General features: G+C 43.4%; 4 protein-coding genes, 3 rRNA genes and 1 pseudogene. 3 read left to right on the top strand and 5 right to left on the bottom strand.

From position 1 onward, the window contains the following. Nucleotides 1-36 precede the first annotated feature (36 nt). Entirely contained in the window at nucleotides 37-1,032 is a 996-nt protein-coding gene (gene add / locus ACRWP9_RS01990) for an adenosine deaminase (protein WP_434927635.1), read from the bottom strand. Nucleotides 1,033-1,256: 224 nt separating this feature from the next. Between add and ACRWP9_RS01995 the strand changes: the two genes are divergently transcribed. Further along, nucleotides 1,257-3,077, top strand: a complete 1,821-nt coding sequence (locus ACRWP9_RS01995) for a DUF885 domain-containing protein (RefSeq protein WP_434927636.1) — start codon at nucleotides 1,257-1,259, stop codon at nucleotides 3,075-3,077. 88 nt (nucleotides 3,078-3,165) lie between these two features. Further along, nucleotides 3,166-4,146, top strand: coding sequence for an alpha/beta fold hydrolase (locus ACRWP9_RS02000; RefSeq protein WP_434927637.1), 981 nt, complete (start codon nucleotides 3,166-3,168; stop codon nucleotides 4,144-4,146). Here ACRWP9_RS02000 and ACRWP9_RS02005 read toward each other — a convergent pair. Further along, the gene (locus tag ACRWP9_RS02005) at nucleotides 4,115-6,583 is read right to left on the bottom strand and encodes a putative bifunctional diguanylate cyclase/phosphodiesterase (protein ID WP_434927638.1); all 2,469 of its coding nucleotides are present in this window, start codon (nucleotides 6,581-6,583) and stop codon (nucleotides 4,115-4,117) included. The two genes, ACRWP9_RS02000 and ACRWP9_RS02005, sit on opposite strands and share 32 nt — an antisense overlap. Nucleotides 6,584-7,253: 670 nt before the next feature. Between ACRWP9_RS02005 and ACRWP9_RS02010 the strand changes: the two are divergent. Further along, nucleotides 7,254-8,281, top strand: a pseudogene (locus ACRWP9_RS02010) (IS630 family transposase). A 238-nt stretch (nucleotides 8,282-8,519) separates the two neighbouring features. Here the strand turns inward: ACRWP9_RS02010 and rrf are convergent. The 3 genes from rrf to ACRWP9_RS02025 form a co-directional block, all read right to left on the bottom strand. Beyond that, nucleotides 8,520-8,635: ribosomal RNA gene (rrf, locus tag ACRWP9_RS02015) — 5S ribosomal RNA — on the bottom strand. A 144-nt stretch (nucleotides 8,636-8,779) separates the two neighbouring features. Beyond that, nucleotides 8,780-11,682: ribosomal RNA gene (locus ACRWP9_RS02020) — 23S ribosomal RNA — on the bottom strand. Between the two features lie 396 nt (nucleotides 11,683-12,078). Next, a 16S ribosomal RNA gene (locus tag ACRWP9_RS02025) occupies nucleotides 12,079-13,623 on the bottom strand. The 16S, 23S and 5S rRNA genes sit together here, the layout of an rRNA operon. Between the last annotated feature and the right edge of the window lie 409 nt (nucleotides 13,624-14,032).

Below are 14,032 nucleotides of genomic sequence, written 5' to 3' on the forward strand. Positions count from 1 at the left end.
AGCATATGCTGGCTTTTTTAATCAGCATCAAAAGCATTAGGCTTTTGATGCATATAATGCTTTGCGTTCACTATCTGACATAAACGCCATTTCAACGCCATTGCGTTGAACTTGCGATAATTGCTCATCCGTCAAACCCATTTCAGATTTAGCAACACGATATTCATGATTTATATCGATGTTACTTACCCCAGGATCATCCGTATTCAAACCAATTAACACATCAGAATTGAAGAACTGCATAAAGGGGTGAGAATCATAATCAGCAATAGTCGAAGTATGCAGGTTACTGGTTGGGCATGACTCAATACCAATACGATGCTTAGCCAGATACTCCATCAATTTAGGATCACGAATAGCATTAACACCATGGCCAATACGAGTCGCACCTAACACTTCAATAGCTTGCCACATGCTTTCAGGACCAGCCGCTTCACCAGCATGGGCAGTGATCTGTAAACCAGCATCACGAACACGCTTGAAGTGTTCTGTGAATAAATCCCCCGGAAATCCTAGCTCATCGCCGGCTAAATCAATCGCGACGATTTTATCTTTATGGGCCAGTAAACCTTCTAGCTCCAAACGGCATTTTTCTTGGCCGAATGAGCGCGACATAATGCCAATCAAGTTGATTTTAACGTCGTGCTCTTTAGTGCCGGCAGCAACGCCATCAATCACAGCTTCAACTACGGCCTCGATAGGTAGATTATGGTTCATCGCCATGTAATACGGGCTAAAACGTAGTTCGGCATAATCTAAGCCGGATACTTTAGCATCTACTACGTTTTCGTAGGCGACACGCTTTACCGCATCTAAATCAGCTAGCACAGCAACCATCCAGTCGAGCTTCTTTAAAAAAGCGACTAGGCTGTTCTCTTTACCTTGAATTTGCACAAATGGCGCTAAGGTTTCTAATGAATCAGCAGGCAGAACTATGCCATGTTTGTGGCCGAGCTCCCATATGGTTTGAACACGAACATTTCCATCCAAATGGCGATGCAAATCAACCAGCGGAATCGATTTATCTATCATTCGTAACCCCTATTAATTTTCTAGGCTAAATGTGTTTTCTATTTTTAGAACACCCAGTGACCGAAGTTTAACATGCATGAATAAAAAGTGACGCAAGAAATCACCAAAGATGCACAATCGGTAACAAATAATTGTGTTGAATCAACTAGCATGATTGAAGTTGAATTGTTATGTTGTGATGCAATAATGATATTTGTAATTTATTGTCTATTAAAGGGATTCATATGCGTAAGCTCATTCTACCTGTATTGATATTACTTTCTATCACTGGATGTAAAACAACCACAGGTTCAAAAGCCTATTATTATCTAGGCGACACCACTCAAAAACAAACAACAGACAATAAACAAAATATCAAAGCACCCACTCACAACGCTACTTTAGACTCAATAATTACTAATGCATGGCAATTAAATTTAGCATACTCACCAGAACTTGCTGCTAGCTTAGGTAACAAACGTACTGCTGGACAACTGCCTGATTTATCACCCGAGTCACTATCAGAACAAAATAAACAAACACAGCAAATTCTGAATACGTTAAAGTCGCTTGATAAAAGCAAGTTATCAAAAGATGAAATCATCAACGCTAAAATTTTGCAAGACCAACTACAAAACCAAGTTGATATGTATGCATTCAAAGATCATTATCTGCCTATCACGGCAGAAAGCGGCTTCCATGCTTACATTGCCAGTATGGCAACATCACCTTTCAACACTGCAGATGATTATCAGCATTACTTAGATAAACTGGCCGCACTGCCAGCCTATTTCGCACAACAAACATTTTGGTTAAAACAAGGTTTAGCGGCAGGTATTACCCCAGCAAAAGTGACGCTTACCGGCTTTGAAGATAGCATTAGCGCCTTTATCGTTCCCGTTGAGCAAAGTGGTTACTTCAAACCGTTTACTACCTTCCCGAGCCATTTTACTGAAACACAGAAGAACCAGTTCACTCAACAAGGTAAAATAGCAATTTCAGAAAAAGTGTTGCCAGTTTATCAAGATTTCTACGACTTCATGACCCAAGAGTACATTCCCAATGCAAGGCAACAAATCGCAGCCTCAGCCTTACCTGATGGGCCTGCATTTTATCAAAACCGAGTGGAATACTACACTACGCTGCCAATGACGGCAGAGGAAGTACATCAACTTGGGTTAACAGAAGTCGCCAGAATAAAAACTGAAATGGAACAAGTGATTACGAACGTTGGCTATAAAGGCACATTTGCAGAGTTTTTACATTTTCTACGTACTGACCCACAGTTTTATCCTAAAACCGCAGAAGAATTATTAAAAGAAGCGGCATATATTGCTAAAAAAGCCGATGCAATGTTACCTAAGTATTTTGGTAAACTCCCTAGAACGCCCTATGGGATTGCGCCTGTACCAGCTGAAATTGCACCTAAGTACACAACAGGAAGATACGCGGGTTCAGATAGGGATGACCAACCGGGATATTACTGGGTAAACACATATGCGTTAGATAAACGTCCTCTATATGAAATGGAAGCGTTAACCTTACATGAAGCAGTTCCGGGACATCACCTACAAATTTCATTAAATAAAGAGCTGACCGATTTGCCTAACTTTAGGCGCTATAGCTATATTTCTGCTTTTGGTGAAGGCTGGGGTTTGTATTCAGAATACTTAGGCCTTGAAGCTGGTTTTTATCAAGACCCTTACAGTAACTTTGGCCGATTAACCTATGAAATGTGGCGTGCAGCAAGACTGGTGGTTGATACTGGTATGCATGCTAAAGGGTGGAGCCGCCAACAAGCTGTGGATTTTATGGCCGGTAATACTGCTTTATCTATGCATAACGTTAACACCGAAATTGATCGCTACATCTCTTGGCCAGGGCAAGCGCTCTCGTATAAAATTGGTGAGCTAACCATTAAACGTTTACGCGCAAAAGCAGAAAACACTTTAGGTGAAAAATTCAATATCAGAGAGTTTCATGATGCCATCTTAGAAAATGGTTCAGTGCCGATGCCTATTCTAGAGCAAATGATAGATGCCTATATTGCTCAAAAATTAAGCTAGCCTTTACTGTTTACCCCGCTGTTATAGCGGGGTAAATACGCTATGATGAAATACTATCGACTCACCAGGAAAACAACTCTGCGACCTTATGATTTATAAAAAATTCTCGTCTGAAAAAAAACTCAATACACCAGAACAACAACGTTTTTGGCAAAGTGTTGAGCAAAGCCATTTTAGTCGTAAAGACGGCGTTAATATTGCCTACTGTCAGGTGCTGCAACCAGACACCAAACAGGCCATTGTTATTAGTAATGGTAGAGTAGAATCATATATAAAATACCAAGAATTGATTTTTGATTTATTTCAGCAAGGCTACAGCATCTTTGCCCTCGATCACCGTGGTCAAGGACTTTCTGATAGACTAACGCAGCAGCCGCATCAAGGTTACGTAGGAAAGTTTGAGGACTATATCGATGACTTCTCCCATTTTATCGAACATATTGTCCAACCAACAAATCATCACTCTCTATCAATCATGGCACACTCAATGGGCGGCGCAATCGCCACACATTATTTGCATAAACATCCAACTATTTTTGATAGTGCGGTATTGTCAGCACCTATGTTTGGTATAGCCTTACCGTTTAATACCAAGATGGTGTTATGGTTAGCCAAACGTCTTGATAAGACATCGGCAATAACGGTTGAAGGTAAAGTCACTAGTAACTATGTTCTTGGTGGCACAGACTATAATCCAGCTCCCTTTATCAGTAACTATTTAACACACAGTAAGCACAGGTATGAACACTATAGAGAATGTTATAAAAAACATCCTCAATTACAACTTGGCTCACCGACCAACCATTGGTTGATTGAAGCCATTAATGCAGCAGAGAGTTGTGCAGAATTAGCCAAAAGTTCACCAACACCAATCCTCATTTTACAGGCAAGTGAAGATACGATTGTCACGAATCAATCACAGGACAACGCACTGAGTGCACAATGTCATAAGGTCGTCATCCAAGGTGCTTATCATGAGGTCTTTATCGAAAGCGATAAACTAAGGAATAAAGCATTAAGCCATGCTATCAACTTTATTAAACAACACTCAAAGACAGCTGGGACTTAACTAATTGAATAATATCGACCTCACTTAAAGGACGGCTGAAAATGTATCCCTGGAAGCCATTACATTTAGCGTGAATTAAATTACTAAGCTGTGATTTAGTTTCAACTTGCTTAGCAATAACCTGATAATCCAAGCGAGAGGCTAATTCAACTAACGCACATAACAATATTTGTGAACTAGGATCTTGCTTATCCTCTACAACATAACAAGCCGCTAATTTAACCTGTGAAAAACTCACGCCTTGCAGTTGATTCAGCGAACATAAGCCCGAACCAAAATTATCTAAAGCAACATTAAGACCCATATTTTGAAGCGTAATAATTTTTTCTTTAACCAATTCGGCATTAACAGAGAAAACATCCTCATTTAACTCAAACTGCAATTTACTCGGATTCACCTTGCTGCTTTGAATGCGGTTTAATACCACACTTACAAAATGTTCTTGATGAAAGTGACGCGAGGATATATTTAAAGACATGATAGGTGTCGGCACACCTAATGATTGCAACTGATGCAACACTTGACATGTCTTCTCAAGGATCCAAAGCTCTAATTCAAATATGAAATCCGATAATTCTGCAGCCTCTATAAATTTACGCGGACTAATAAAACCATGCTGTTGGTGATACCAACGTGGTAAAACTTCAACACTCATTACATGACCATCATCATCAACAACAGGCTGATACACTAAATTTAGCTGCTCTTGCGCTAGTGCAACTTTCAACTCGTGACTTAATTTAAAAGGTTGTATTTGACTATGATCAAGTTGTGGATGATAAATAGAACAGCCATTTGATCTTGGCTCTTTGGCATGTTCAAGAGCATTATCAGCCCTACCGAGTAGAGTTTGAGGCTCAAGTGACTCAACACCATCACATACTACAACTCCGACACGGGCTGAAATAGAAAGCTCTTGTTCGGCAACAGAAAAGCTTCTCCCAATTAACTGCCTGACCTCGCTAGCCAAAGCCAAGGCTCGTTTATTAGCGTGGCCGACTTCATTACCAAAGTTTTTAGCCAGTAAAATAAACTCATCAGCCCCTAAACGGGCAACAAAATCTGCTGATGAAAAAGCGCTTGATAACCTAGCGGCAATTTTCATCAATAATCGATCACCTAACTCAGCACCTAAGGCATCATTCAAAACAGCAAAATTATCTATATTTATCAATAAAATAACAGAAAACTGGTTAACCTTCCGACTATGAACTTGCAAATCGTATAAGGAATCAGCCAATGCTTCACGATTAACTAAATCAATTAAGCCTGTATGAGCTTGTTTATCCTTATCAGACTCCGTTTTTTGAACTTTCACATCGCCTGATACATCCGTGATGGTACCAATAATTCGAACCGGTTTACCCTGTTGATCCCATTCGACTATTTTCCCTTTATCCAACACCCAAATATGTTTACCATCTTTATGCCTTAATCTATGAACGCTCTCATATTCAGTAGTTTTGCCATCAATATATTTTTGTAACGCATTTAATACATCTACTTTTTCCTCACGGTGTAGTCGAGACTCCCAAACAGAATAATCACTATCCAACTCATAAGACTGATAGCCCAGCATATCTTTCCAGCGGTCTGAAACATAAACACTGCCAGTAGTAATATTCCAATCCCATATACCATTACGCACACCTTCAACAGAAAATAGCCACCTCTGCTCAGCATCGTTTAATCGTTTTTGGTTACGCTTGAGCTTACCACTTACTTGCACCAAGTAATCTCTGAGTGATGCAACCTCAAGCGAAGAACAAATAATTCCGCGCTGAAAATCAGAGGTATCAATATTTTTCGCTCTAAGACTTAAGCGGCTTAAGGGATGAATCCAAAACCAGTAGAGTAAGGCACAAAAAGCAATAAGAAATAATGAACCAACTCCCCATATTTGAACCGTCCTATTAAAAAGGGAATCCGATATTTGGGAGATCATCCCAGAAATATCATACTCGAGATATATCAATTCAACAGATTGCGCGTAGCTAAATCGATTGTTATCGGTTATAGGATAATAGCCCTGGATCGATAACCGGTCGAAATTGACTTGAAAATAGGGTTTATTTAATTGAATCACGCTTTTATGGATTGCGTTAGAGTAACCTTCGAGCACATTACTCGCATCACTCTCACGCCAAATAATATGATTTGCAAAATGAATAGTGCGGCTAGGATCCAAGATAACATAGACCATCATACTCATATCAGTAGAAATCAGAGCTACCTCTTGATCGATACGGCTAAAATCTTGCGCTTGTACTGATGACTCGATGACATGCCGCATACGAAATAGATCTTTTTTTAACTGCTCAGTCTGCTCTTCAGCAAGCTGCTGCTTGAGATCAGAATACTCATAGTAATATCCTCCAAATACCATGGCTAGGTGCATAGACAAGATACAAAATGGAATAATAAATGTGAGCGACAAATTCCGTATGTTAAACAAATGATATCCAAATCAGTAAAGCATTCCACATGCTAGCGGCAAAGCTTATAACAAGTAAAGAAATAGTTAGGGTTTTTATTGTAAATATAGGTCATAAAGTTATTGTTTATTAACAGCTTTCGACACCAATAATAATTTATTATAACGCGAATAATAATAAAAATTAATAACCGGAATTTAACTATAATAGCTATCGAATTTGAACTTAATTAGAAACATTATAGATTTTTAGTTTAAAGCCTATGTCTATTTCAGTTGAATAACATTCTATATTGCTCGAAAAAATACACAAAATACAAACGATAAGCATAAATTTTTCTAAATAAGCGTATATCCTTATATTCACCACATCACTGACATTCTCTAATATGATTGATTGATGTTAACCAGAAATCATAGATGTAAAAAAAGCCCGTTACATTAGTAACGGGCTTATCATTACACTTACCAGTAAATTAGGCGCCTGGAAATGACATGCTCAACTCTCAAACGTAAAAAAGCCCGTTACGTTAGTAACGAGCTTATCACTACTCTTGCGAGTAAATTTGGCGCCTGGAAATGACCTACTCTCACATGGGCATATCGGCCACACTAATACCATTTACATTAAATATGTGATCTAATTAGTTGTCATTTCCTTATTTCAGTATCGATGAATAATCTCAATCTTGCAGCATTAGTTAAATCTGAGAAAAGCGCACGTAAACGTATGCGTTATCTCGCCTTACTTCATTTTACCGAAGGTCATTCTCGTACTGCTATAGCCAACATGTTGAAGGTCAGTAGAACCAGTGTAAATGCATGGGTTACTCATTATTTAACTCATGGCATTAGCGGCCTAGATGATAAACATAATCCAGGTCGACCCGCTCAATTATCGGCGAAACAACTGGTAAATCTGAAAGAATTTGTACAACGTCAAAAGCTTGTCTGAGAGTGGCGGAAGATTGATGGCAAGAGATGTCAGTCTTTTTATTCAGTCTGAATTTGGCGTGACCTTTAAACAGGCAAATATCTACAGATTACTGCATCAATTAGGATTGTCATGGATAACGACCCGCTCTCGTCACCCAAAACAATCTCAAGATATTCAGGACGCTTTTAAAAAACTTCCAGCTGTCAACGATCCTTAACACCCCTGGTCATGTGGCGTTAGATCGCATTGATGTTTGGTTTCAAGATGAAGCCAGATTTGGTCAGCAAAATACAACAACCCGCATTTGGGCAACGAAAGGAACCCGACCACGAGCGGTAAGGCAACAACAGTTTGAATCAGCGTATTTATATGGCGCGGTGTGTCCGGCAACGGGTGCGACAGAGGCTATTATTGCCCCGCATGCCAATAGTGAATATATGTGGGAGCATTTAAAATTAATTTCAGAGGCTACCGAATCGAGTCGCCATGCTTTGGTCATCATGGATGGCGCAGGTTGGCATCAACAGGAGCTGACAGAGGACTTTGATAACCTTAGTATCCTTAAGCTTCCGCCCTATTCGCCAGAACTCAACCCTATAGAACAAGTGTGGCAATGGCTTCGTCAGAATGAACTCGCCAATCGTTGCTTTAGTGGATATGACGATATTGTTGAGCAGTGTTCCATTGCATGGAATCGATTTATTGCAGAGCCGGAAAGGGTGATTCTACTATGTTCTAGACGGTGGACAAAACTGACCAATTAATTAATGTAAATGGTATAATACTATGCTCAAATGACATGCTCAAATCTCAAACGTAAAAAAGCCCGTTACGTTAGTAACGGGCTTATCACTACTCTTGCGAGTAAATTAGGCGCCTGGAAATGACCTATTCTCACATGGGCATATCGGCCACACTATGTATGACTTATGCTCAAGAATAATTTTTCGACACAAAACAAAAAGGCCACTCAATTAGAGTGGCCTTGCTGTTTTATTTGGCGCCTGGAAATGACCTACTCTCACATGGGGAGACCCCACACTACCATCGGCGATACTGTGTTTCACTTCTGAGTTCGGAATGGGATCAGGTGGTGCCACAGCTCTATGGTTTCCAGACAAATTTGGTTATCTAACGCTATTTAACTAGCATTAAATAATAATTCGGAAAGCTGATTGCTTTATCTGAGTTTGAGTCTCGTTACACTATTTAAGCGTCCCATTCTAATACTAAGTCGTATCAGTAAAACCCATCTGGGTTGTATGGTTAAGCCTCACGGGTCATTAGTACAAGTTAGCTCAACGCCTCACAACGCTTACACACCTTGCCTATCAACGTAGTAGTCTCCTACGGCCCTTTAGAGAGCTTAAAGCTCTAGGGATGACTCATCTTGGGGCTCGCTTCCCGCTTAGATGCTTTCAGCGGTTATCGATTCCGAACGTAGCTACCGGGCAATGCCATTGGCATGACAACCCGAACACCAGCGGTTCGTCCACTCCGGTCCTCTCGTACTAGGAGCAGCTCCCCTCAATCATCCAACGCCCACGGCAGATAGGGACCGAACTGTCTCACGACGTTCTGAACCCAGCTCGCGTACCACTTTAAATGGCGAACAGCCATACCCTTGGGACCGACTTCAGCCCCAGGATGTGATGAGCCGACATCGAGGTGCCAAACACCGCCGTCGATATGAACTCTTGGGCGGTATCAGCCTGTTATCCCCGGAGTACCTTTTATCCGTTGAGCGATGGCCCTTCCATTCAGAACCACCGGATCACTATGACCTACTTTCGTACCTGCTCGACGTGTATGTCTCGCAGTTAAGCTGGCTTATGCCATTGCACTAACCGTACGATGTCCGACCGTACTTAGCCAACCTTCGTGCTCCTCCGTTACTCTTTGGGAGGAGACCGCCCCAGTCAAACTACCCACCAGGCACTGTCCTCAACCCCGATAAGGGGCCAGAGTTAGAACATCAAAACTACAAGGGTGGTATTTCAAGATTGACTCCACTCCATCTAGCGACGAAGCTTCAAAGTCTCCCACCTATCCTACACATGTAGGTTCAATGTTCAGTGCCAAGCTATAGTAAAGGTTCACGGGGTCTTTCCGTCTAGCCGCGGGTATACGGCATCTTCACCGCAATTTCAACTTCACTGAGTCTCGGCTGGAGACAGCGTGGCCATCATTACGCCATTCGTGCAGGTCGGAACTTACCCGACAAGGAATTTCGCTACCTTAGGACCGTTATAGTTACGGCCGCCGTTTACCGGGGCTTCGATCATGAGCTTCTCTTGCGATAACCCAATCAATTAACCTTCCGGCACCGGGCAGGCGTCACACCGTATACGTCATCTTGCGATTTTGCACAGTGCTGTGTTTTTGATAAACAGTTGCAGCCACCTGGTATCTGCGACTGCCGTCAGCTTAGGGAGCAAGTCCCATCACCAACAGCAGCGTACCTTCTCCCGAAGTTACGGTACCATTTTGCCTAGTTCCTTCAGCCGAGTTCTCTCAAGCGCCTTGGTATTCTCTACCCGACCACCTGTGTCGGTTTGGGGTACGATCCCTACTAACCTGAAGCTTAGAAGATTTTCCTGGAAGCATGGCATCAACTACTTCATCACCTTAGTGACTCGTCATCAGCTCTCAACGTGTACATTTAAGTACGTGTTCCCGGATTTGCCTAAGAACACCGCCTACTACCTTAAACGCGGACTACCAACGCCGCGCTAGCCTAGCCTTCTCCGTCTCTCCATCGCAGTTAGCAGAGGTACAGAAATATTAATCTGTTTTCCATCGATTACGCCTTTCGGCCTCACCTTAGGGGTCGACTCACCCTGCCCCGATTAACGTTGGACAGGAACCCTTGGTCTTTCGGCGAGGGAGTTTTTCACTCCCTTTATCGTTACTCATGTCAGCATTCGCACTTCTGATACGTCCAGTGTGGGTTACCCCTTCACCTTCAACCGCTTACAGAACGCTCCTCTACCGCTTGCAGTAAACTGCAAACCCGTAGCTTCGGTGGTATGTTTAGCCCCGTTAAATCTTCCGCGCAGGCCGACTCGACTAGTGAGCTATTACGCTTTCTTTAAATGATGGCTGCTTCTAAGCCAACATCCTAGCTGTCTAAGCCTTCCCACATCGTTTCCCACTTAACATACACTTTGGGACCTTAGCTGACGGTCTGGGTTGTTTCCCTTTTGACAACGGACGTTAGCACCCGCTGTCTGTCTCCCGAGTAGTACTCATTGGTATTCGGAGTTTGCAAAGGGTTGGTAAGTCGGGATGACCCCCTAGCCTTAACAGTGCTCTACCCCCAATGGTATTCGCTCGAGGCGCTACCTAAATAGCTTTCGAGGAGAACCAGATATCTCCGAGTTTGATTGGCCTTTCACCCCCAGCCACAAGTCATCCGCTCATTTTTCAACATAAGTCGGTTCGGTCCTCCAGTTGATGTTACTCAACCTTCAACCTGCCCATGGCTAGATCACTCGGTTTCGGGTCTACGCCTTGCAACTAAACGCGCAGTTAACACTCGGTTTCCCTACGGCTCCGCTATTCGCTTAACCTCGCTACAAAACGTAAGTCGCTGACCCATTATACAAAAGGTACGCAGTCACGGTCTCAAGAACCGCTCCCACTGCTTGTACGTATACGGTTTCAGGTTCTATTTCACTCCCCTCACAGGGGTTCTTTTCGCCTTTCCCTCACGGTACTGGTTCACTATCGGTCAGTCAGGAGTATTTAGCCTTGGAGGATGGTCCCCCCATATTCAAACAGGATGTCACGTGTCCCGCCTTACTCGTTTTCATCTATGGTTAGTTTTCATGTACGGGGCTATCACCCTGTGCCGCTGAGCTTTCCAACTCATTCCACTAACACCCCATAGACTTAAGGGCTAATCCCCGTTCGCTCGCCGCTACTAGGGGAATCTCGGTTGATTTCTTTTCCTCTGGGTACTTAGATGTTTCAGTTCCCCAGGTTCGCCTCATACAGCTATGTATTCACTGTATGATGACCACTTATGTGGCCGGGTTTCCCCATTCGGATATCGTTAGCTCAAATGCTTATTACTAGCTCGCCAACGCTTTTCGCAAGTTATTACGTCCTTCATCGCCTCTGACTGCCAAGGCATCCACCGTATACGCTTAGTCACTTAACCATACAACCCAAATGAGTTTCACAACCCTTGTAAACAAGAGAATGAACTAATTAGACTGTATCGCAACTAGCTGGTTTTTACTTGTCTCACTCCCGACCAGGAAGTGTGACTCGCCTTAGTTTTTAGAATATTCAAGACACTTAAACAGTGTTTTGAGAACTCAAGATACTGATGCTTTCGCATCAATATTATTTTCGCACTAACGTAATCACACAAACGACAACGAATCATCATTCATGCGCCTTTAGTTAGTACTATCAGCTTTCCAAATTGTTAAAGAACAACACTTAACCGGCAAGCGGTGTGTTTCACTCTACTTCCGAAGAAGTTAACAAGTAATCTGTGTGAACACTCACATGCATCTCTGCACTTTAGGTATTGAGTTAGTCGTATAGGTAAGGAGGTGATCCAGCCCCAGGTTCCCCTAGGGCTACCTTGTTACGACTTCACCCCAGTCATGAACCACAAAGTGGTGAGCGTTCTCCCGAAGGTTAAACTACCCACTTCTTTTGCAGCCCACTCCCATGGTGTGACGGGCGGTGTGTACAAGGCCCGGGAACGTATTCACCGTGACATTCTGATTCACGATTACTAGCGATTCCGACTTCATGGAGTCGAGTTGCAGACTCCAATCCGGACTACGACGTACTTTGTGAGATTAGCTCCACCTCGCGGCTTTGCAACCCTCTGTATACGCCATTGTAGCACGTGTGTAGCCCTACTCGTAAGGGCCATGATGACTTGACGTCGTCCCCACCTTCCTCCGGTTTATCACCGGCAGTCTCCCTAAAGTTCCCGACATAACTCGCTGGCAAATAAGGATAGGGGTTGCGCTCGTTGCGGGACTTAACCCAACATTTCACAACACGAGCTGACGACAGCCATGCAGCACCTGTCTCAGAGTTCCCGAAGGCACTAAGCTATCTCTAGCGAATTCTCTGGATGTCAAGAGTAGGTAAGGTTCTTCGCGTTGCATCGAATTAAACCACATGCTCCACCGCTTGTGCGGGCCCCCGTCAATTCATTTGAGTTTTAACCTTGCGGCCGTACTCCCCAGGCGGTCTACTTAATGCGTTAGCTTGGGAGCCCAGTGACTAAGTCACCAAACTCCGAGTAGACATCGTTTACGGCGTGGACTACCAGGGTATCTAATCCTGTTTGCTCCCCACGCTTTCGTGCATGAGCGTCAGTCTTTGTCCAGGAGGCCGCCTTCGCCACCGGTATTCCTTCAGATATCTACGCATTTCACCGCTACACCTGAAATTCTACCTCCCTCTACAAGACTCTAGTTCCCCAGTTCCAAATGCAATTCCTAGGTTGAGCCCAGGGCTTTCACATCTGGCTTAAAAAACCGCCTGCGCACGCTTTACGCCCAGTAATTCCGATTAACGCTCGGACCCTCCGTATTACCGCGGCTGCTGGCACGGAGTTAGCCGGTCCTTCTTCTGTAGGTAACGTCACAGCAATAGTTTATTAAACTACTACCTTTCCTCCCTACTGAAAGTGCTTTACAACCCGAAGGCCTTCTTCACACACGCGGCATGGCTGCATCAGGCTTTCGCCCATTGTGCAATATTCCCCACTGCTGCCTCCCGTAGGAGTCTGGGCCGTGTCTCAGTCCCAGTGTGGCTGATCATCCTCTCAGAACAGCTAGGGATCGTCGCCTTGGTGAGCCATTACCTCACCAACTAGCTAATCCCACCTAGGTTCATCCAATCGCGAAAGGCCCGAAGGTCCCCTCCTTTCCCCCGTAGGGCGTATGCGGTATTAGCAGTCGTTTCCAACTGTTATCCCCCTCGACTGGGCAGATCCCTAGGCATTACTCACCCGTCCGCCGCTCGCCGGCAAAGATAGTAAACTATCTTCCCGCTGCCGCTCGACTTGCATGTGTTAGGCCTGCCGCCAGCGTTCAATCTGAGCCATGATCAAACTCTTCAATTAAAGTTTTTTGAAACCCGAAGGTTTCGGCTCAATGAATTCTGATTGCTTTATCAACCGAAGTTAACAAAGTCTTTTTGTACATATTGCTATGAACATTCATCGTTGCATTGAGTTTAAATTTTTTGATTGCTCTTCCTAAGAAGAAGCAATTTCGAATAACTCAATACCTGTGAATGTCCACACAGATTTCTTGTTTAAGTTGTTAAAGAGCGTTGATGTTGATTTTTCAAACATCGCCGTTGGACGCTAGGTCGTTGGCTTGGGCTGCGTATTCTACAGGCCCTGTTGTCAGCGTCAAGTGTTTTTTCAAACTTTCTTTTCGCTGTTGATTTGATGATGAAACCAAAGTTTTTATCCTTTCAAATCAACCTAACTCGTCACTTTGCTTTCGCGCTGTGCCGTGTCAGTG

It is taken from the genome of Shewanella sp. HL-SH2 (assembly GCF_051164935.1).
Lineage (GTDB): Bacteria > Pseudomonadota > Gammaproteobacteria > Enterobacterales > Shewanellaceae > Shewanella > Shewanella glacialimarina.